General features: G+C 64.4%; 25 protein-coding genes. 9 read left to right on the forward strand and 16 right to left on the reverse strand.

The annotated features are described in order from the left end of the window. Positions 1–323: 323 nt before the first annotated feature. Positions 324–1,292 carry a helix-turn-helix domain-containing protein gene (locus ACTEK7_RS29685; RefSeq protein WP_025037738.1) on the forward strand — a complete coding sequence of 323 codons (969 nt, stop codon included), beginning with the start codon at positions 324–326 and terminating at the stop codon, positions 1,290–1,292. A gap of 58 nt (positions 1,293–1,350) precedes the next feature. On the opposite strand, the gene ACTEK7_RS29690 is transcribed toward ACTEK7_RS29685, so the two are convergent. The 4 genes from ACTEK7_RS29690 to ACTEK7_RS29705 form a co-directional block, all read right to left on the reverse strand. Next, positions 1,351–2,340: a Bug family tripartite tricarboxylate transporter substrate binding protein gene (locus ACTEK7_RS29690; RefSeq protein WP_036029360.1), complete on the reverse strand. Its 990-nt coding sequence runs from the start codon at positions 2,338–2,340 to the stop codon at positions 1,351–1,353. 111 nt (positions 2,341–2,451) lie between these two features. Continuing rightward, the gene (locus ACTEK7_RS29695; protein ID WP_036007940.1) at positions 2,452–3,381 is read right to left on the reverse strand and encodes a substrate-binding periplasmic protein; all 930 of its coding nucleotides are present in this window, start codon (positions 3,379–3,381) and stop codon (positions 2,452–2,454) included. Beyond that, a complete protein-coding gene (locus ACTEK7_RS29700; protein WP_036007938.1) occupies positions 3,378–3,731 on the reverse strand; it encodes a c-type cytochrome in 354 nt (117 codons plus the stop codon). The genes ACTEK7_RS29695 and ACTEK7_RS29700 overlap by 4 nt, the downstream gene beginning before the upstream one ends. Positions 3,732–3,742: 11 nt before the next feature. Next, positions 3,743–5,407, reverse strand: coding sequence for a methanol/ethanol family PQQ-dependent dehydrogenase (locus ACTEK7_RS29705; protein WP_128263279.1), 1,665 nt, complete (start codon positions 5,405–5,407; stop codon positions 3,743–3,745). Between the two features lie 318 nt (positions 5,408–5,725). On the opposite strand from ACTEK7_RS29705, the gene ACTEK7_RS29710 reads away from it, so the two are divergent. From ACTEK7_RS29710 to ACTEK7_RS29730, 5 genes are all read left to right on the forward strand, one after another. After that, the gene (locus ACTEK7_RS29710) at positions 5,726–6,118 is read left to right on the forward strand and encodes a penta-EF hand family protein (RefSeq protein WP_225148095.1); all 393 of its coding nucleotides are present in this window, start codon (positions 5,726–5,728) and stop codon (positions 6,116–6,118) included. After that, on the forward strand, positions 6,115–6,600 hold the full coding sequence (locus tag ACTEK7_RS29715) for a hypothetical protein (RefSeq protein ID WP_225148096.1): 486 nt from the start codon (positions 6,115–6,117) through the stop codon (positions 6,598–6,600). The genes ACTEK7_RS29710 and ACTEK7_RS29715 overlap by 4 nt, the downstream gene beginning before the upstream one ends. Positions 6,601–6,818: 218 nt before the next feature. Beyond that, positions 6,819–6,899: a pyrroloquinoline quinone precursor peptide PqqA gene (pqqA, locus tag ACTEK7_RS29720; RefSeq protein ID WP_008562446.1), complete on the forward strand. Its 81-nt coding sequence runs from the start codon at positions 6,819–6,821 to the stop codon at positions 6,897–6,899. A gap of 228 nt (positions 6,900–7,127) precedes the next feature. Beyond that, positions 7,128–7,997 (forward strand): hypothetical protein, encoded by an 870-nt coding sequence (locus tag ACTEK7_RS29725; protein ID WP_225148097.1) that lies wholly within the window; start codon positions 7,128–7,130, stop codon positions 7,995–7,997. A 218-nt stretch (positions 7,998–8,215) separates the two neighbouring features. Beyond that, positions 8,216–8,425: a hypothetical protein gene (locus ACTEK7_RS29730; RefSeq protein WP_036007926.1), complete on the forward strand. Its 210-nt coding sequence runs from the start codon at positions 8,216–8,218 to the stop codon at positions 8,423–8,425. Positions 8,426–8,447: 22 nt separating this feature from the next. On the opposite strand, the gene ACTEK7_RS29735 is transcribed toward ACTEK7_RS29730, so the two are convergent. The 5 genes from ACTEK7_RS29735 to ACTEK7_RS29755 are packed head-to-tail and all read right to left on the reverse strand — an operon-like array spanning position 8,448 to position 12,109. Beyond that, complete coding sequence (locus ACTEK7_RS29735) at positions 8,448–8,795, reverse strand: hypothetical protein (RefSeq protein ID WP_085969007.1); 348 nt, start codon at positions 8,793–8,795, stop codon at positions 8,448–8,450. A gap of 25 nt (positions 8,796–8,820) precedes the next feature. Beyond that, positions 8,821–9,630, reverse strand: coding sequence for a pentapeptide repeat-containing protein (locus ACTEK7_RS29740; RefSeq protein WP_225148179.1), 810 nt, complete (start codon positions 9,628–9,630; stop codon positions 8,821–8,823). Positions 9,631–9,677: 47 nt separating this feature from the next. Next, a complete protein-coding gene (locus tag ACTEK7_RS29745) occupies positions 9,678–10,406 on the reverse strand; it encodes an ATP-binding cassette domain-containing protein (protein ID WP_225148098.1) in 729 nt (242 codons plus the stop codon). Then, positions 10,396–11,133 (reverse strand): ABC transporter permease, encoded by a 738-nt coding sequence (locus tag ACTEK7_RS29750; RefSeq protein ID WP_036007920.1) that lies wholly within the window; start codon positions 11,131–11,133, stop codon positions 10,396–10,398. The genes ACTEK7_RS29745 and ACTEK7_RS29750 overlap by 11 nt, the downstream gene beginning before the upstream one ends. A gap of 1 nt (position 11,134) precedes the next feature. Beyond that, a complete protein-coding gene (locus ACTEK7_RS29755) occupies positions 11,135–12,109 on the reverse strand; it encodes an ABC transporter substrate-binding protein (RefSeq protein ID WP_225148180.1) in 975 nt (324 codons plus the stop codon). Between the two features lie 87 nt (positions 12,110–12,196). Between ACTEK7_RS29755 and ACTEK7_RS29760 the strand changes: the two genes are divergently transcribed. Further along, positions 12,197–12,556, forward strand: coding sequence for a hypothetical protein (locus ACTEK7_RS29760; RefSeq protein ID WP_109142938.1), 360 nt, complete (start codon positions 12,197–12,199; stop codon positions 12,554–12,556). Between the two features lie 185 nt (positions 12,557–12,741). Here ACTEK7_RS29760 and ACTEK7_RS29765 read toward each other — a convergent pair whose 3' ends face one another. Together ACTEK7_RS29765 and ACTEK7_RS29770 are read right to left on the reverse strand one after the other, a co-directional pair. Continuing rightward, complete coding sequence (locus ACTEK7_RS29765) at positions 12,742–13,560, reverse strand: quinoprotein dehydrogenase-associated SoxYZ-like carrier (protein WP_225112026.1); 819 nt, start codon at positions 13,558–13,560, stop codon at positions 12,742–12,744. A gap of 54 nt (positions 13,561–13,614) precedes the next feature. Then, positions 13,615–14,538: a quinoprotein relay system zinc metallohydrolase 2 gene (locus tag ACTEK7_RS29770; protein WP_225148099.1), complete on the reverse strand. Its 924-nt coding sequence runs from the start codon at positions 14,536–14,538 to the stop codon at positions 13,615–13,617. Between the two features lie 126 nt (positions 14,539–14,664). Here ACTEK7_RS29770 and ACTEK7_RS29775 point away from each other — a divergent pair, with 126 nt between their 5' ends. Next, on the forward strand, positions 14,665–15,549 hold the full coding sequence (locus ACTEK7_RS29775) for a substrate-binding domain-containing protein (RefSeq protein WP_036007913.1): 885 nt from the start codon (positions 14,665–14,667) through the stop codon (positions 15,547–15,549). Beyond that, the gene (locus ACTEK7_RS29780) at positions 15,546–16,103 is read left to right on the forward strand and encodes a PQQ-dependent catabolism-associated CXXCW motif protein (RefSeq protein WP_036007911.1); all 558 of its coding nucleotides are present in this window, start codon (positions 15,546–15,548) and stop codon (positions 16,101–16,103) included. The genes ACTEK7_RS29775 and ACTEK7_RS29780 overlap by 4 nt, the downstream gene beginning before the upstream one ends. Positions 16,104–16,159: 56 nt before the next feature. Here ACTEK7_RS29780 and ACTEK7_RS29785 read toward each other — a convergent pair whose 3' ends face one another. The 5 genes from ACTEK7_RS29785 to ACTEK7_RS29805 all read right to left on the reverse strand — a co-directional run bounded on the left by ACTEK7_RS29785 (position 16,160) and on the right by ACTEK7_RS29805 (position 19,826). Continuing rightward, positions 16,160–16,462: a copper-binding protein gene (locus ACTEK7_RS29785; protein ID WP_036007909.1), complete on the reverse strand. Its 303-nt coding sequence runs from the start codon at positions 16,460–16,462 to the stop codon at positions 16,160–16,162. Between the two features lie 136 nt (positions 16,463–16,598). After that, positions 16,599–17,213, reverse strand: coding sequence for a BAR domain-containing protein (locus ACTEK7_RS29790; protein WP_225127658.1), 615 nt, complete (start codon positions 17,211–17,213; stop codon positions 16,599–16,601). Next, positions 17,210–18,058, reverse strand: a complete 849-nt coding sequence (locus ACTEK7_RS29795) for an ABC transporter permease (protein ID WP_036029401.1) — start codon at positions 18,056–18,058, stop codon at positions 17,210–17,212. The genes ACTEK7_RS29790 and ACTEK7_RS29795 overlap by 4 nt, the downstream gene beginning before the upstream one ends. Beyond that, positions 18,055–18,861, reverse strand: coding sequence for an ABC transporter ATP-binding protein (locus ACTEK7_RS29800; RefSeq protein WP_225142952.1), 807 nt, complete (start codon positions 18,859–18,861; stop codon positions 18,055–18,057). Before ACTEK7_RS29800 ends, ACTEK7_RS29795 begins: the two co-directional genes overlap by 4 nt. Beyond that, positions 18,858–19,826, reverse strand: coding sequence for a YVTN family beta-propeller repeat protein (locus ACTEK7_RS29805; RefSeq protein WP_225133401.1), 969 nt, complete (start codon positions 19,824–19,826; stop codon positions 18,858–18,860). Before ACTEK7_RS29805 ends, ACTEK7_RS29800 begins: the two co-directional genes overlap by 4 nt.

Here is a 19,826-nt window from a genome sequence, read left to right on the forward strand (position 1 = left end):
CCTAACGGCTTCGCCATCGGGAAACTTGCCCAAGAGCGAAGGCGGTTTGCTCGACAGCGCACGGAGGTGAAGATTTTGATTTTGCAGTAGCGAATTCAGCGGCTTCGGTGCGCCCTCGAGGCCGGCCTCGGCGCTCAGGTTCCCCTTGACGGCGCTGCAACTAAGGCGGAGGATTAAGTTTCAAGAGTGGCAATGGAACGATGGCGCTCGTTGCAAGAGACCGCTCAAATGCGAGGTAAACGTCACGCAATCACGGCTGAGGGCTCCGGCAGCGCTGGTTGCGATTCGCGCCGAACCTCCGGATCAAATCAGTGGCTGGATTAATGTCCGACACCATTCACACGCTCTCGACGACCGGAATGACGCCGAAGCGGCAGATCCAGAGCTGGATCGACGGGCTCACGAGCCTGTGCGGGCATTTCGACGTCGATCCGCTGGAGGCGTCCTCGCTCGAAGGCCGCATCGATTACACCACGGTCTCACGCCTGAAGCTCTGCCAGATCGAGGTCAGCCAGCATCGCATCGCGCACACGCTGGCGCGCGCCAAGGCCAATGAACACCCGTACATAAAAATTCATTTCCAGACCTACGGCGTGTCTTATTTCGAACAAGAAGGCCGTCACATCGAGATCAATCCGGGCGACATCATCGCCTATGACGTCTCCTGTCCGCATTCGATCATCAGTCCTGCCTTTACCCGTCATGACGTGGTGATCGTGCCGAAGGCGCTGCTGCGCGACCGCGGATTCCCGTCGCAGCGGATGCCGGCGTGCAAATTGACGGCGAAGACGGGGACCGGGCGGATCGCCCACGATTTCGTCCATGCCACCTTCGACGAGGCGGCAAAGCTGTCGGCCAACAGCGCGGTCGGCGTCGCCGATTCGCTGATCGACCTGTTGCTGCTGCCGCTGCGCGAAGCCGACACGATGTTCGATCGTGTCGGGCCCGAAGCGATGTATGTGCGCGCGCAGTTCTTCATCCGGGAGCACTTGCGCGACCCGGATCTGTGCATCGACCAGATCTCGGCCGAGCTCGGTTGCTCCAAGCGCTATCTGCACATGCTGTTCTCGGAGCGCGGCACCACAGTGAGCGACTACATCTGGCAGGCGCGGTTGCAGAACTGCCGCCAGGAGCTCGAGGCCCACGCCGGCAAGACCATCACCGACGTCGCCTTCTCCTGGGGGTTCTCCAGCTCATCGCATTTCAGCCGGGTGTTCCGGAAATACTTCGGCGTGGTGCCGTCCTCGATCCACAAGGCACAGCAGGGCGCTGCGAGCTCGGGCGAGCATTAGACGCGGTTTTTCTAGAAGCGGCCGGCGAGGCCGTCCTCCTGATGCGCCCAACTTCTGATCAGGCCGGCTCGAGGCCCAACGACTTCGCGCTCTCGATCCAGATCGGCAGCTCGCGCTGGTACAGCGCATTGGTTTCCTTGAAGCCGATCGCGGGCTCGAGCACGAAAGTCGAGAGAACCTCCTTCACTTTCGGATCGGTGTTGGCGGCGACGCAGAGCTCGGCCAGGCGGTCGACCACGGCTTGCGGCGTCGCCTTGGGCACGGCCCAGCCGGTGAATCCGCTCACGGTGAAGAATTTCGACGTGGCGCCCTGCTCGGGAAGGGTCTTGATCGCGGGGATTGCATCGACCTTCTTCGAATGCACGGCGAACACCGTGCCGCGGTCGCTTTGCAGGACCGACTGCGCGGCCGTGTAGCTGCCCATCGCGGCATCGAGGGTGCCTTCCAGCATTCCCGTCCACATCGGCGCCTCGCCGCGATAGTGTACCGGCTCGATGTTGAGGCCGTACTGCTTGTTGAGCTCGTTGACGGTCATGTGCGGGGCCGAGCCGGCGCTGTAGGTGCCGAAGTTCACCTTGCCGCTCTTGCGCGCGAAGGCGACGAAATCCTCCAGCGTCTTGACCCCGGTCTTGGGATTCGCGACCAGCAACAGGCCCGCGCCCGGGATGACGCTGACGAGCGTCAGATCCTTGTCCATGTCGTAGCCGGGATTCTTCATCACCACACGATTCATGATGTAGGTGGTCGAGATCGAGCACAGGATGGTGTGGCCGTCCGGCTCGGCGCGGGCGACTTCCGCCGTGCCGATCGCGCCCGAGGCGCCGGGCTTGTTCTCGATGACAACGGTCTTGCCGACCTGCTTGGAGATGAACTCGCCATAGGCGCGCGCGAGCAGGTCGGTCTGGCCGCCGGCGGGATAGCTGCAGATCATGCGAATCTGCCGCGCCGGCCAGCCGCCCTGTGCCGATGCGCCGCGCGCGACGAACGGCATCGCCAGTGCACCGGTACCGGCGGCGATGAAGTGGCGGCGATCGAGCTTGGCGGACATGATTCTCTCCCTGATTTTTGCCGAACCTACTGCATCAGGCCGTCGCTGCCATGGGCCGCAGGCGAGACAGATTGGCGCATTGGCTCGCACTGCGTTCGGGCCGCGGGAGCCTCACCGCTGGATGATCTTCGTCCAGACATCGCCGAGGATCGCGGGCTCGCGCGGCGGCAGATAGGTGAGGCCGGCCTGCTTGCCGAATTCGGCGATCTTGCCCGAAGCCGTGAGCTCCGTCAGCGCCTTGTTGACGGCCGCGATCAGCGCGCCATCGCTGGCGAGCCCGACATAGCCGCGATTGGCTCCGATCGGATAATAGTAGCCGGACGCCGTGATCGCCGTGTCCGGGTGCGCGGCGCGATGGGCGTCGAAGCGGGCAAGATCGATCAGCGTCGCGTCATGGTCGCCGCGCTCGAGTCCGCCGAGGAGATCGTCGCGGCCGGGGACGAGATGGGTGATGTTGTCGATCAGGCGCCCCTTGTCGAAGGTCATCAGGATGGCGTCGCCGAGCGATCCGCTTTCGATGGCGAGACGAAGGCCGGCGAGATCGCCGATGTCGCCGACCTTGCGCCCGCGGGCCTTTGGCCCCAGCACCACCGTCATCGGCGAATAGATGTAGGGCTGGCTTGGCGCGAGCACGCCGAGCGGGACGCGGCGCCGCCGATCGTCGCGCGTGGCGCCGGCGAAACCCGGCAAGCGCGCCGTCTTCATCCCGGGTGCGACAAGCGAATCCTGCGTCAGCGCGTAGCCGCCGACCAGCGAGCAGCGCCCGTCCGAGAGCAACGCATTGGCCTCGAGCTGCGGGCTCGAATCCTCATCCAGCCTGCTCTCGAACCACTGGATCTTCAGCGGGCGTCCCATCCGCTCGGCGATCGCCTGCGCCAGCAGCACGTCGAAGCCGGCATCCGGCTTGTCGCGGCGATGCACCGAGAGCGGCGGCCGGTCCTCGTCGAGACAGACCTTCAGAGGATCGTCGGCTGCGAGAGCGACCGACGCCATCGCGGACAGAACGGCCGCAACGCTCCAGGCAACGCGCCGGCCCCTCATGGCTTCCTCCGGCTGGAGACGAACGCCCAGAGGTTTCCGATCTCGTCGTCGCTGAGAATATCGGCCCAGGGTGGCATCTTGTTGTTCTTGCCGTTCTTCACCGTGGTGACGAAGCGCGTCTTGTCGTCGGGAATGGCACGCAGATCCGGCGTGACGGTGCCGGAATTCATCAGATTGGGGCCGTGGCAGTGGGAGCATTTCGAGGCGTAGGTCGACTTACCATGGTCGATCTGCGCCTGCATGGTATTGCCGGTGGTGTCATCGGCGCGGGCGGTCGCCGCATGCGCGACCGAGAGCACCGCGACGGCGGCGATCATCGCCGCCGTCTTGTGAGAGATCACTTTCAGCATCGTACCCGTGTTTACTGCTTGACCGCAAAGACCCACAGCGAGCCGCCGGGCGGCACGTTGGCAAGCCGCTCGTCGCCGGAGAACAGCGAGTAGACGCCGCCATAGCCGCTCGTCACGGCGACATACTGCACGCCGTCCTGCTGCCAGGTCACCGGCTGTCCCTCGATGCCGGAGCCGGTCTGGAACTGCCAGAGCTTCTTGCCGGTGTCGGCGTCGAAGGCCTCGAACTCGCCGGTCAGCGCGCCAGAGAATACGACGCCTCCGGCCGTCGAGAGCACGCCGGAGAAGCGCGGAATGTCGCTCGGCGCTTCCCATTTCGATTTGCCGGTCATGGGATCGATAGCCTTGAGATGGCCGCGCGGCCCGTCGCCGTATTCCCAGAGGTCGGTCAGGTCCATGCCGAGGTACCATTCGCCCTGCTTGTAGGTGACGGGCTCGGTCTTGTACCTGCCGCCGAAGGCGAGCGTGTTGGCATAGGCGAGGCCGGTCTGCGGATTGAACGACATCGGCTCCCAGTTCTTGCCGCCGAGGATCGAGGGATACACCGTCACCTTCTTGCCCTCGCGTGCGTCCTTCGAGATGTCGGTCTCGATCGGACGTCCGGTCTTCATGTCGATGCCGGTCGCCCAATTCACCTTCACGTAAGGATTAGCCGCGAGCAGCTTCCCGTTGGTGCGGTCGAGCACGTAGAAGAAGCCGTTGCGGTTGGCATTCATCAGCGTCTTGGTCGGCTTGCCCTCGATGTTCACGTCGGCGAGCACCATCTCGGCCACGGCGTCGTAGTCGAACGGATTGTTCGGCGAGAACTGGTAGTGCCACTTGATCTTGCCGGTCTTGGGATCCAGCGCCAGCACGGAGCAGGTGTAGAGATTGTCGCCGGGGCGCACCGCCGAGTTGAACGGACCGGGATTGCCGGTGCCCCAATAGATCGTGTTCAGCTCAGGGTCATAAGAGCCGGTGATCCAGGTCGAGCCGCCGCCGAGCTTCCAGGTGTCGCCCTTCCAGGTGTCGCCGCCGGGCTCGTCCGGCGAGGGGATCGAATGGGTGCGCCAAAGATGCTTGCCTGTCGCCGGATCCCAGCCGTCGATGAAGCCGCGGGTGCCGAATTCGGCGCCGGAAATGCCGGTGATGACGACGCCGTCGGCAACGAGCGGGGCCACCGTCATCGAATAGCCTTCCTTGATGTCGGCTGCCTTCTGCCGCCACAGCTCCTTGCCGTTCTTCGCGTCGATGGCAATCACGTGGGCATCGAGGGTCGTACGGAACAGCTTGCCCTCGTGAATCGCGACGCCGCGGTTAATGATGCCGCAGCAGACGATTCGCGGCGTCTCCGCCGGATATTCGATCTTGCTCTTCCAGATCTGCTTGCCGGTCTTGGCATCGACCGCCATCGTGGCATTGTGCGAGGTGACGTAGATGACGCCCTGATAGACGATTGGCTGTGATTCCTCGCTCCGATCGTCATTGAAGCTGTAATTCCAGATTGGGACGAGATTCTTGACCGTATCCTTGTTGATCTGCTTCAGCGTCGAGAAGCGCTGGAGATTGTAGCCCATTCCGTAATTGAGAACGTTCGATGTGTCGGTCGCACCCTTGACCAGCTGCTCGGTGGTTTGTGCATTTGCACAGGTTGACGCAAGCATGACGAGGCTCGCGGCCATCGCAAAGCGTTTCATCCGTTCCTCCCAAAATGCGCGCCTTTTGACGCTGCGGCTGCAACACTCCGTCGGAAACCAAAACGCGTCAATACGAAAGTCGTAACTGCCGTGCCGATATCGTCGGCGGTCACCTGACGGAAACCTGACAAAGGCAACTCCAACTTGTGCGCAGACGCTGAGAAATTCCGCGACGCGAAGCACTATTGGGAGCAGGGCAATGCATCTCTACCGGTTGTGGCGCGCGCAAGTTGCAGGTCCGGACTTGAACCGAGGGCCGCTTGCGGGTTTATCTCGGCTCTGCCCCATTGATCTGGGGGCTATGTCAGGGAGGTCTCCATGATTTCGGCTCGCTCGATTGCCCTTGCACTTGTGATTGCACTTTCGGCCGGTCCGGCGTGGTCGGCCTCCGGCAATGCGGTCAAGTTGTTCGACACCGACAATGACGGCACGCTCGATCTTGCCGAGGTGAAGAAGGTGGCCGCCGCCTCGTTCGCAAAGCTCGATCCCGATCGCGACGGCACGCTCGATGCGCGCGAATTGCGTGGACGGTTGAGCGCGAAAGAACTCGCCGCGGCAGACCCCGACCGCGACGGGACCCTCACCCTCGACGAATATCTGTCGGTGGTCGAGCAGCGTTTCAACGCAGCCAATCCCGACAAGGATGGAACGCTGGATGCGAAGGAGCTGAATTCGCGTGGCGGGCGCGCGCTCGTACGATTGCTCCGGTGAAGCGCCGCGAGCGGAACGGGCATGACGGGCGTAACGTTTGCGATCATTCCGGCCTGACGCTCGGGAACATCGGGCTGCTCGGCCTGTTTCTCCGCATGTCCTGCCGGCGCCGGGGCTGCGCTGCGGGAGAAAAGGAGATGCAAATGAATACGAAGCGTTCCCTTCTTGCTGCCTGCGCAATCCTGACGCTGAGCGCCGGGGTTGCGGTCGCCGGTCCCTGCAACACCGGCAGCGCCAGCACCGACAAGACCGACAAGGATGCCGGTTCTGGCCCTGTCACCGTGGGCTCCGCGCAATCGCACACGTCCGGTTCGGCGAGCGATAGCAGCCAGCATCCGCCGACCAGCACGATGAACCGGGCCAGCGGTGAATCGCCGGCGTCGTCCGAGGATGCGCAGCGGCAAATGCAGAGCGAGCCGACGGCGGCTCAGCGCGCCGCGGGCGCCAAGCCGAATACCGAAATGGCCGACAAGGACTGCTGACGGCACCGTTGTCGATTGGACGCGCGGTGCATTGCACAAGGCGGTGTCTCGCTGGTCGTGTTTGACCAGGAGGGAACTTGCTTTGTCCGAGAGAGAAATTGCGGCCGCGAAGTATCGGCACAGACGTGACGGCAGTCGAATCGAGGCTTGAACTGCACTCGACGCAGCCCTAGGTTTTTCGCCGCGCGATGTCGCGCTCAATACCTTGGGAGACCCGAATGGCTTGGAAAGCTCCGAAGATCGTGGAAGTGCCGGTCGGCATGGAAATCAACATGTACGCCTGCGCCTCGCGCAAGTAAGACCGACGACCTGCGGCGGCTTCGATGGCAAACGCCGTCGGAGCCGTGGCAGTGTCGGATCTGCGCCTCGCCGTGCTCCATGCTTTGCGGATCGCGCGAAAGCCGCACGTGGAGGGGCTTCAATTCTTTCCCCGCAAAATTTCGACCGTGCTCTGCGGCAGTGTGTTACGCTGACGCCCGGTCAGCGCTGCTGCCGGATCACAGCGGCGCGCGCCTTTGGGGCACGGGATGGGCGGCAGAGCCTGCAAGTTCTGGACGGTGATCGTGTGCGCGATCGTGCTGGCGCCGGCGCGCAGCAGCGCCGAGGCAGGTTTTGATACCGAGCACATCTTCGGCTTCATGATCGGCACCGATATCGGCAATGTCGGCGAGCGCGAACTCCAGACCCAGACGACGGGGCGCTTCGGCAAAGGCGGGGGCGCTTATCGCGCCCTTGAACATGAGGTCGAGATCGAGGTGGTGCCGCTGCCGAATTTTCGTGTCGAAGTCGGCGGCACCGCCAGCTTGCACCACATTACCGGCGTCCCTGACATCGACGACCGCCGCCAGTTCAACTTCCAGGGCATCTCGCTCGACCTGCGCTATCGCCTGCTCGACCGTGAGCGCGCACCATTCGGCCTCACCATTGCGGCCGAGCTCCACGGCGACCGCATCGACGAGACCAGCGGCGCGAAAGGGCGGATGTACGGCACCGAATTTACGCTCGCCTTCGACCGCGAACTCATTCCGAACTTCGCCATCGGCGCCCTCAACCTGATCTACCAGCCGGAATGGGCGCGCTTCGAGATTGGAGGGGCATCCGAGAAGAGCTCGACGATCGGGGCCGCGTTTGCCGGCCTGGTTCGCGTGCGGCCCAATGTGCTGCTTGGCGGCGAGATGCGCTACTTCCGGCAATATGAGGGCATCGGCCTTAGCGAGTTCTCAGGCCAGGCCCTGTTTGTCGGCCCCACCGCCTATTTCCAGCTCTCCGAGCGTTCCCGGCTCACCGCAAGCTGGAGCATGCAGGCCTGGGGGCGCCCGGCCGGCTCAGGCGGCAATCTCGACCTCGTCAATTTCGAGCGGCATCAGGCGCGATTGGTGTTCGGCGTGAACTTCTAGCACGGAAGGTCGTCATGCTCGGGCTTCTCCCGGCTACGCGGCCGAAGCCGCTTCGGCGAGGCGACGGCCCGGGCATCCACGTTCTTTGTTCCACGAGGCAAGGCGTGGATGGCCGAGCCCGGCCATGACGAGGCTTCGGCGCTATGAAACTTCCCCCTCCTTCGCGCGTAGCTTCATGTGCTAATCTATCCATCGCCCCCTTGCGAGAGGATCCCGGCATGAACCCGATTGACCTGGTGGTGACTGTGTGCGCGGTGCTCTCGCCTGCGACCTGCGAGGAGCGGCATCTGGTGTTCCACTATTCCGGGTCGCCGCGGCAATGCGCGATGGCCGCGCCGCCCTATATCGCGCAATGGGTCGGTGAGCATCCGAAGTGGCACGCGGTGAAGTGGCGCTGCGAATATCCGCACCCGAACGACAAGGCGTGAGCTGCCAGAATCGGTTCGAACGCTACTTGGTGCAGTCCTTCAGATCCTTGTCCGCAATCGAGAACACTGCATCCGCCTTGATCTCGATATCGCGGACGACGCACTGCCGTGCATTGGGGTAACTGACCCTGGCGTCGTAGCGGCCGGGCTCGACGCCGGTGATGCGCAACCGCTCGTCGTGGTCGACCTCCTTGTCCTTGTCATTCAGGCACTGGTTCGGACCCCAGTCGGTCTTGCCGGCGGGTGCGAGCTGGAAGCCGGAGATGGTCTCCGTCGTGAGATTCCAGAGCCTTATGCCCTTGCCCTTGGTCTGCGCGGCGGCTTCGCCGGCAAGCGTCAACAACGCGGTCAAAGCAAGAACCCCACGCATCAGCCAGTCCTCCCAAAGGGCGCCGTCATTCCCTGATCAGGCGCTCGCGGTTCTTTGCCTTGTCGAAATTCTTGGCGCGGTCAAGGCCGTTTGGTGCGATCAGCTTCGCCGAGACGAGATCGGCGCCGTCGAAATCGGCGTCGATGACGATGGCGCCGGTCAGATCGGCTCCGCCGAGTTGGGCGTTTTTCAGTGATGCGCCGCTCAGATCGGCGCCCCTGAGGACTGCGAATTCGAGGTCGACGCGCGACAAATCGGCGTTGCGCGCGTTCAGCCGTTCCAGCTTGGCGGATCTCAGCACCGCGCGCATCAGTCCCATCGACTGGTTGCGCATATCGGCGCCGAGATTCGCGTCCGCGATCGAGGCGCCGACCAGGCTTGCGCCGGTGAGGTCGGCAGCGATGCGCGCTCCTGACAGGTTCGCACCGTCGAGACGCGCGCGGGCCATTTGCGAGGCGAATAGATTGGCGCCCTTCAGGCTTGCGCCGGTAAGATCCGCATCCAGCAGCCACGCCTGATCGAGGATCGCACTGTCCAGCCGGGCGTCTCGAAGTATTGTCTTGTTGAGCCGCGCGGCGCGGAGAACCGTGTTGGACAGGTCCAGCCCCGAGAGATCGAGACCCGACAGGCGTTTGCCGGTGAAATCGGCAGGCTGCTTTGGGCTCGCTTTGGCCAACATGGCCTCGACCTCCGGCCTCGTCATTTCAGCCGAGACCATCGCGGGGGAGGTGAGGTCGACGCCACGCATCATGTCCTGCGCGCCCGCCGTCACCGCAACGAGTGCGAGGCTAAGCGCTGCAAGACCAAGCGTTGCGAAGGCGACTGTTCGTGTCATCATCAGCTCCGCCGCCCGCTAATCTAGCACGTCCGCCAGGCGACCGGCTATGAGGCATCTCGCTCAGTGCGGTCGCCTTGAGTTCGTTGCGCGAGGCCGGCCTTTATCGCCGCAATTTCGGCTTCGCCGCGTGTGTCGCGCGGGATGCCGATAGGCACCTCGGCCACGATCCGCGCTGGTCGCGGCGATAGGAAGAACAGCCGGTCGCCCAGGCGCACGGCATCGTCCAGGCTGTGTGTCACCAAAAGCGTCATCACCGGCCGGCTCGCGACGAGCGTTGCAATCTCATCGCGCAGGCGTCCGGCGAGAGCGTCATCGAGCGATGCCAGCGGTTCGTCGAGCACCAGAATATCCGGCTCGACGGCAAAGGCGCGGGCGAGCGCCACGCGCCGGGCCAAACCCAGCGAGAGCTCACCGGGATAGTGGTCGCGATGCGCTTCCAGCTCCAAAATCCTGAAGAGCTCGGCGAGCTTGGCATCAGCGACATCGGGCGCAGCCAGCCGCACATTCTGCTCGACCGAGCGCCACGGCAGCAGGCGCGGCTCCTGGAACACCATGCCGATCCGTGCCTCCGGCGGTCGCGCGACGCGGCCCGCAAAGTCGTGGTCCAGTCCCAGGATGATACGCAGCATCGTGCTCTTGCCGCAGCCGGAGGGGCCGATCAGCACGCCGACCTCGCCGGATTGCAGCGCGAACTTGACGGGCGCCAGAACCTCGTGCGTTCCGCCCGCCGCACTCCTGAAAGTCTTGCCCGTGATATCGACCTCAAGCCGCACGGGGCCGCCACCTGTTTGCGCGGGCTTCGAACGGCTGCACCAGCAAGGTTTCGATGACGAGCACGACGGCGGCGAAGGTGAGGGAATAGGCCAGCAGCCGCGGCGTGTCGAACAGCTGGAAGGCGACGCCGATCTCGAAGCCGACGCCGTTCGGCCGCCCCAGCAGCTCGGCGACGAGCACGATCTTCCACACCAGCGACAGGCCGGAGCGGGCCGAGGCCGCGATATAGGGCGCCAGTTGCGGCAGCACGACGTGGCGGAAGGCGCGCCAGCGCGGCATTGCGAACACGCTCGCCATCTCGTCGAGCGAACGGTCGAGCGCGCGCGTGCCCTCGCGCAGGGTGACGATGGCGGTCGGCAGCTTGTTGATGGCAATCGCCGCGATCGCGGCGGCCTCGGTGAGGCCAGCCCAGATATAGGCCAGCACGATCACGACCAAGGCGGGCAGGTTGAGCAGCAGGATCAGCCAGGGATCGCCGAGCCGGTCGGCGAGCTTCACCCGGCCCATCAAATAGCCGATGGCACTGCCGAGCGACATCGCGAGTGTGAAGGCGAGCGCGACGCGCGCCAGCGTGGCGCCGAGATGCAGGAACAGCGCGCCGCTTGATGCTTCCGCGATCATCACCTGAAGCACCGCCGGCGGGGAGGGCAGCTTTGCGCCGCCGACCGCGAGCGCGGCAATCCACCAGATCGCGAGGAACAGGGCGAACGACAGCAGGCGCAGCACCTCAGTCTCCGGGGACTGCGTGATAGAAGGTGCCGGGATCGAGCTCGGCTGCGGGGCCGACGAGGTCGCGGCCGCCGATCTCGGCCAGCACGCGGTAGAGCACGCGCGCGTCCTTTTCCTCGTCATCGATGCTCCGGCGCGGAATGCCGTCGCGGTAGCGCTCGCGGTAGGTCCTGAGCAGGGCAGGATCCGTCGTGCCGGTGAGCGGCGCGACCTTGTCCCAGGCCGCATCCGAGGTCGCCAGCAACTCCTTGGCCTTGCGGGTCATCGCGATGAAGCGCGCGACGGCCTCCTTATGGCTCGCGGCCCAGCTCTCATCGAAGACATAGCCGACCGCGGCGACCGCGCCTTTGGCACCGAGCTTCGGCAAGATGTCCTCGATGCCGGTCAGGCGCCTGAAACCCTTGGCCTCGAGCTGGGCGCAGAAATTCCAGAAGTTGAGGCTCGCATCCATCTCGCCGTCCAGCGCCTTGGCGGCGATCAGCGGCGGGGCACCGTAGACGATGGTTGCTTCCGACTTGAGGTCGATGCCGTCCTGCTTCATCCGCGCCTGCAGCAGCAGCCAGCTCTTGTCGATTGCCCCGCCGGCGACCGCGAGCCTGCGGCCCTTGAGGTCGGCGAGCGTCTTGATCGGCGATGAGGCCGGCACCATCACGGCGCCGAGCGCGCTGGAATAGGGATAGAAGGTGAGCTTCGCACCGAGCGTGCGCTCGCGCGACACCCACAGCCAGTCCGACAGGATGATGTCGGCGCTGCCGGCGCGCATCGCGATCTTGCCAGCCTCGGTGCTCGCCAGCTCGGTGACCTCCAGCGCCAGGCCGGCCTCCTTGTCGAGGCCGGCGCTTCGGATCGCGGCCAGCTCCCACGAGAATGTTCCGGTCTTCTGCACCGCAAGGCGGATTGTGTCCGCAGCGCCGGCAGGTGCGGCTAGCGCCAGCACCGTTGCGAGCGCCCAAATTCGCGCCAAAACTGTCATCACCTTGTGAGCCGTTTCCTCTGACAGAGTGCTTTTCAGCACAATACGCATAGCATAGCCTTGGTCGCAACCAGCGGGAGGACGCGCATGGATCTGGCCGGACGGCTACGACCGATTGTCGCCGCATTGACGGCGCTCGCTGCCAGCGTATGCGTGGCACGGGCCGAAGAGGCCAATGATTATCCCACCGCGGCGCGCGCGGAATACGTCTATGGCTGCATGAAGGCCAACGGCGAGACGCGCTCCGCGATCGAGCAATGTTCCTGCTCCATCGACGTGGTCGCCTCGATCATACCCTATGAGCGCTATGTTACCGCCGAGACCGCGCTCAGCATGTCGCAAGTGCGCGGCGATCTCGGCGTGCAGTTTCGCACCTCGGAGCAGGCCAACTCGGCGGTGAATGACTTAAGGCGCGCGCAGGCGGAAGCCGAGGTGAGGTGTTTTTAGCTATCGCGGCACAGACGGTGCGATCTTCCTTCTCCCCTTGTGGGAGAAGGTGGCGCGAAGCGCCGGATGAGGGTTCTATCGGCATATTCCAGCATGAGAGGCGGGTGGGCGCGGAAACATACCCCTCACCCGTCTCGCCGCTACGCGGCGATCCACCCTCTCCCGCAAGCGCAAGTCTGACAAAACTAAGTCCCCGGTTTCTCCACATCCCATTCATTGCGGAACACATGCCCGTCCGTATCCCGGGCCTCCGCACGAAAGCGCTTGGCGCCGTTGGAGACATAGGTGAAGCGCAGGTTGGGATCTTCCGAGATCGAGATGCCGCCTTCCATCGACAGCACGGGGCTGTCGTCCTGCGTCAATCTGAGCTGGTTGATGAAGAAGGCGGGGATATAGAGCTGCGTGACCTGGTCCATCTGCAGGCCGGAATTGTTGGGATGGCCGATCATGATCTGCGCTTCGCGCAGCCGGCTTGCCGGACCCTCTTCACGGGCGAATTGCCGGTAGCGCATCTGGCCGAGCCGGTTCTTGGCTTCCTCCACGTTCTTTGCAGCCGGCGCCGAGCAGCCGCCGGAGGCCTTCACATAGACTTTGGAGACGTAGAGCTGGCCGTCGCTGAGCTCGGCCACCGCATGCACGTCGGTGTAGTTGTTGACGCGCACACGGGTCGAGATCTCCGTGACATTGGCGTCCGGGCCGAGTTCGAACTTCGCGGCCATCGGCGCGGGATTGCGGTCGATCACCAGCGTGATCGAACGGATGCGTCTGCTGTCGCCGGGCGACAGCTTGCTGCGCAGCGTCACCGGCACGATGGCGGCATCCTCGGCGCGATAGGGCATCTCGATGCCGATGACCTCGGCGCCGTCGTTCATCGGCCGGTTGCTGAAGATGTCCTGCACCAGGCCCGGCCAGGGATCGTAGGCCTCGTCCGCCTGCGCCGGCACGGCAAAGGCGATGCCGAGGAGCAGGGCAATCAGGGGCAGGCGGCGTGTGCATGCCGTCATGGTCATGCTCCTCGGTTTAGGTGAAGCTGATCTCCTGCCAGCGTAGCGCGCCCGCTATTCCCATTCAATTTCCGAAAATGCTGCAGTTGCGTTGCGGGCGTTGTAGTCTTCGAACAGCTGCCAGTGCGGCCGCTCGTCCGCCGCCGCCTTGTCCGCAGCGGCGCGGATCGACGCGCCCCTCTTGTTCAGGGCGCGGACGTCGGACAGCAGCGTTGACAGGTAACGTCGTTGATCGCTCAGCGCCGCTGGCCAGTCGCTCACAGGACCGTGACCGGGAACAACGCGCAGCGCCGGGATCGTCTCCAACTCTTTCAGCGTGGCGAGCCAGCCGCGAATGCTGCCGTCCATCACCGGAATGTGGCCGAGAAAGACGAGATCGCCGGCAAGCAGGGTTTTGGTGCTCTCGTCGAACACGGTCAGATCGTTGTCGCTGTGCCCGGCCGGCCAAGCGCGCAAGGTCAAGCGGCGCGAGCCCAGATCGAGCGTGAGCGTGTCCGTTACGAGCAGGGTCGGCGGTACGATCTTCACGGGATCGATCAGCTCGGGGCCCATGAGGCGCCTGAAATTGTCGAGATAGAAGGGCCCGCGGCTCGCCAGCGCCTGCGGCAGCTTGCTGTGGCCGACGAAGCTGGTTCCCTCTGCCATCAAGGCAGCATTGCCGAAGACATGGTCGGGATGGCCATGGGTGTTGATGACATAGCGGATCGGCTTTTGCGTGCGCGCTCGTACCGCCGCCAGCAGCGCCTCGCCTTCGCGCAGGCTGCCGCCAGTGTCGATCACGGCCACCGCGTCACCTCCGATGATGAAGCCGATATTGGCGATGCCGCCTTCATTCTCGCGGCTCATCAGCGCTATGGCCCCGGAGTGTACGAAGATTCCCGGCGCGACTTCGCTCACAGGCAATTCGCCCGCCCCGGCGCGTGCTAGCGTAGCTGTTACCAGGGACAAGGCTGCGATCACGAGAGCGATGCGAGACACTTTTCCGCCTCAGTTCAAAGGATTGGCCTCATTGCACTGCAACAAAGCAAAGCCGGCAAAAGTTGGCACACGTGGCGCGTCATGCGTTGCATGGATTACATTCAAACAAAACGAGGAGGAAGCGCGATGACGCAGGCCGGACGACATCGTCGCTGGTGGTTTTCACTCTGGATCGTGATCGCATCATGTGCGTATGGCGATCTCGCCATCGCGCAGACCAACGAGACCGGAGATCTCTCATTCGAGCTGGTCGACCCGAAGGTGCTGCGCGTCTGCGCCGACCCGCGCAACCTGCCGTTCTCGAACGAGAAGGGCGAGGGCTTCGAGAACAAGCTCGCCGAGTTTCTGGCGGACAAGCTGCAGAAGAAGCTGGACTACGTGTTCTTCCCGCAGGCCGCCGGCTTCGTGCGCATGACGTTGGGTGCGCATCGCTGCGACGTCATCATGGGCTACCCGCAGGGCGACGACCTCGTGCAGGGCACCAATCCCTACTACCGCACGACCTATGCACTGGTTGCGAAGACCGGTAGCGGGCTCGAGGACGTCGACACGCTGCAGGACGCACGCCTGAAAGGTAAGCATATCGGCATCGTCGCCGGCACGCCGCCGGCGACCAATATGGCGTTGGCAGGCCTGATGGGCGATGCAAAGCCCTATCAGCTGATGATCGACACGCGCTTCGACAATTCGGCGCAGGCGATGATCGACGACCTCGCTGCCGGCAAGATCGACGCCGGCGTGCTCTGGGGACCGATGGCCGGCTATTATGCGAAGAAAGCCGGCCCCTCGCTGCGCGTCATGCCGCTGGTCAAGGAGACCACCGGGTCCAAGCTGGTCTATCGCATCGGCATGGGCGTGCGACCCGCCGACCAGAACTGGAAGCGGCAGCTCAACCGGGTGATCCAGGAGAACCAGGGCGAGATCAACAAGATCCTGCTCGATTTCGGCGTGCCGCTGCTGGACGAGAACAACCGGCCGCTCGGCGCGGAGACGGCCAAGAAGGCGCCATGAGCCGGCCGCTTGCCGCTGCGTTCGTCGTTGCCTTGCTCGTGGCCCCGGCGTCGGCGCAGCAGCAGGAGCCGTTCGAGCCCGAGGGATATCGTACCGACAATTATCGCGCGCCGGTGCCGGCGACGCTCGCTGGCGCGCGCGTGCTCACGACCGGCGAGGCGGAGGCGATCTGGCGTGCGAACAGCGGCACCTTCGTTGACGTGATGCCGCGCGCGCCGAAACCAAAGAACCTTCCTGTGAGCACGGTGTGGCGTGACGCGCCGCGCAGGAACATTCCGGGCAGCTTCTGGCTGCCGGACACCGGCTACGGCAACTTGCCGCCCGCCATGGACGATTATCTTCAGCGTGGCCTCGCGCGCGCCTCACGCGGCGACAAGGCCGCGCTGCTGGTGATCTATTGCCTCGCCGATTGCTGGATGTCCTGGAACGCGGCGAAGCGTGCGCTCGCTTACGGCTATGCCAACATCGCCTGGTATCCTGACGGCACCGACGGCTGGGAGGGCGCCAAACTCCCGACGGAGGACACGCAGCCTGAGCCGCGCCCGGACCAGTAAATGACTGGATGCAGGTGCTTGGCCGCCCCCTGTGAGCGGGAGACGCAGCGACGGTGTTATTTCTGCTTCTGCAACTTCGTCAACGTGCCCGTACCGTTGGTCTCGGTCGCAGAATAGCTCACCCTGTCGCCGGCATGGACGGCATCGAGCATTGCCGCATCCTTGGCCTTGTACTCCTGGAGCGCGCCGGCGCTGCCTGTGCTGGCGCCGACCGTGCCCTTCTGGGTCTGCTGGATCGAAATCGTGCCGTTGAGCCGATCGATCCGCGTGATCATCCCGGTCATGTCGTCAGCAAAGGCGCTGGTTGCGAGCATGCTGAGGACCGCAGCGCCCGCAAACATGATTCTTGTGGTTCCCATCGAGGCCTCCCGACGTCTTGAGTTCACGTCGACAAGCCATAATAAATCGATTTGGTTCCGGCACATAGCGCGGCGAAAGGTTAACGTTGCCGGGGCGATTGCGGGAACTTTTCGTGAGCGGTCAGCGTAACTGACGCTATTCCATTTCCTGCTGGATGACGCGTCCGAGCGCGAACAGGCGCTGGTCGAGCGAGGTTGGAACCTCGCAGACGAAGCGCACCACCTTGTTACGGTCCTCGAAGATCCGGGTCTTCCAGATCAGCTCGTTGCTGAGCGCCTGGACCTTGGCCTCGTCACGCGGTGTGGCCCCTTGCAGGGCCTGGAGCTGAATTGCCTCCTCGCGGATCTTGTCGGCGGCATCGCGCTGCTTGCGGCTGACGCGCTCGAGTCCGTTCATGACCTGGGAGCGCTGGGCGTTGAGCGTGTCGAACAGGCCGGCGAACAGCAGCTTTGCGTTCGCGGTCTTGTCGGCAGCGGAACCCGCGAGAAACTCCTTCACCAGCTTTTCCGCCTCATCCAGTGGCGTCTTGCGCGCCGCCAGTTTCGCAACGAGCGCGCTGATCTTGGCGTCGTCCTTCCATTTGTTCTGGACGTCGTCGAGCGGCGGACCGCCCCACACGGCCGCCAGCGAGATCTCGGGCACCTTCGCCTGGGTGCACGGCCAGTCCGGATAGCGCGGATCGGCGGCGTGCGCCGTCGTGCTCGCGACAGCGAGCACCAGTACAGAGGTGACCAGAACCCGAACAATCATCCTTCGCCTCCCGCAGGCCCGCGTCGCGCCAACCCGCGCGAGGGATCATAGGCCAGGATCGCACCGATCATGAAGACGATTGTGCAAACCGCGACCACCGCCAGCGAGATCCAGTTGATCTGGCCATACAGCGCGAAACGGATCAGCTCGACCGCATGGGTGAACGGATTGGCCTCGCACAGATAATAGAGATAGGGGTTGCCCTCCTGCACGCGCCAGAGCGGGTAGAGCGCGGAGGAGGCGAAGAACATCGGGAAGATCACGAAGTTCATGACACCGGCGAAGTTCTCCAGCTGCTTGATGCCCGACGAGATCAGCATGCCGAGCGAGCCCAGCATCAGCCCCGACAGGATCAGCGCCGGCAGCACGGTGAGATAGCCCTGGGGCGGCGGGGTGATGTCCCAGAGCCAGGCGATCAGCAGGAACGCATAGACCTGGAGCAGCGATACCGCGGTGCCCGCGAGCAGCTTGCAGAACAACAGGAACCCCCGCGGCAGCGGGCTCACCAGGAGCGTGCGCATGTTGCCCATCTCGCGGTCATAGACCATCGAGAGCGAGGACTGCATGCCGTTGAAGAGCTGGATCATCGCCATCAGTCCCGGCGCGATATAGACCTCGTAGAGGATGTAGGTCTCGTAGGGCGGGATGATGGAGATGCCGAGCACCTGGCGGAAGCCGGCGGCAAAGATGAACAGCCACACCAAAGGCCGCACCAGCGCCGAGACGAAGCGCTCGCGTTGATGCAGGAAGCGCAGGCCCTCGCGCCAGACGATGCCGCTGAGGCAGGTCATGTACTCGGCGAACGAGAAGCCGCGCGGCGCCTCGCGCGTCGTGATGCTGCTCATGCGCCGCCTCCAGGCATGGTTTGTGCGCCGGTCAGGCGCATGAAGGCGGTGTTGACGTCCTGCGCGCCTGTTGCGGCGATGACGCGGCTCATCGGCCCCTGCGCCAGCACCTTGCCCTGGTGCAGCACCACGAGATCGTCGCCGGGCATGATCTCGTCGAACAGGTGCGTGGCCCAGAGCACGCCGATGCCTTGCTCGGTCACGAGCTGGCGGACGTGGCTGATGATGTCGGCACGCGCCTTGACGTCGAGGCCGACGGTCGGCTCGTCGAGCAGCAAGAGGCGCGGCTGGTGCAGCAGCGCCCGGGCGATCTCCAGCCGCCGCATCTGTCCGCCCGAGAGGTCGCGCACCTTGCTTGCAGCGCGATCGGCAAGGCCGATGCGGCCGAGCAGCTCGGCGCTGCGCGCCGAGGCCTCGCGGCGGCCAATGCCGTGCAGGGCGGCGTGGTAGAGCAGGTTCTGCGTCAGCGACAGGTCGAGATCGAGCGTGCGCGGCTGGAATACGACCCCGAGCAGCCGCAGCGCCTCGCCGGGGCTCTTGCTGACGTCGTGCCCGAAAATGCCGACGCGGCCGGACTGGATGCCGAACAGCCGCGTGATCAGCGAGAACAGCGTGCTCTTGCCGGCGCCGTTGAGTCCCAGCAGCGCCGTGAAGCTCGCGGGCTGCACATTGAACGACACGTCCATCAATGCGCGCCGCGGACCATAGGCATGGCTGACGCCGTCGATCGACAACGCCGGCACCGTGGCTCCTTCGGGTCTCGGCGTCTCCTGCGCTTCGGCGATCGGGGCGGGGCTGGTCATGGCGCGATCGCGACGCCCCAGGGCAGCTCGCCGACCTGAATGGTCTTGATCACCTTCTGCGCGGCGACGTCGATGACGGAGACGTCGTTCGACACACCGTTGGTGGTGAGCAAATATTTCTCGTCCGGCGTGAACGCCATGTGCCAGACCCGCTGCCCGACCAGGAGATATTTCGTCACCTTGCGCGAGGCGACGTCGACCACGGCGATGCGGTTGGCGGGGCCGAGCGCGACGAACGCGGTCTTGTCGTCCCTGGTCATGCCGATGCCGACCGGCTGGATCGCCTCCTTGCGCAGGCCCGGGATCTCGAACGTGATCTTGCCGATCACCTCGTGCTTTTTGGGGTCGATGATCGAGACGGTGCCGCCGATCTCCGAGGACACCCACACCTCGGAAGAATCATGCTTGTACTCGGCGTAGCGCGGCCGCGCGTCCACCAGCACGTTGGCGACGATCTGGCGCGAGGCGGTGTCGATGAAATGCGCCATGTTGGTGGTTTCCGAGGTGTTGATCAGCGTCTTGCCGTCCGGACTGATGGTCATGCCCTCGGGCTCGACACCGACCTGGATGTCGCCGAGCCGGGCGCGCTTCTCGAGGTCGATCACCGTCACCGTGTTGTCGTTCTCGTTGGCGACGTAGAGCATCTTGCCGGCGGCATCCTGCGCGAACAGCTCGGGGTCGGGTCCGGAGGGCAGGCTGTCCACCACGGTTTGGGTATTGGCGTCGATCACCTGGATGGTGTCATCGTCGCCGACCGCGACCATCACGAACTTGCCGTCGCGGGTAAGGTCGATGCCGCGCGGACGCTGGCCGACCTTGATGGTCTTGGTCACGGTCCAGCTGTCGGTATCGATCACCGAGACCGTATTGCTCTTCTCGTTCGAGACATAGGCGATGAACGCATGCGCTGGGGCTGCCGCCAGCGCCAATGCGGAGAGAAGTCCAACACGCCACATCCGCGACAT

Source organism: Bradyrhizobium sp. JHI2711 (genome assembly GCF_056156565.1).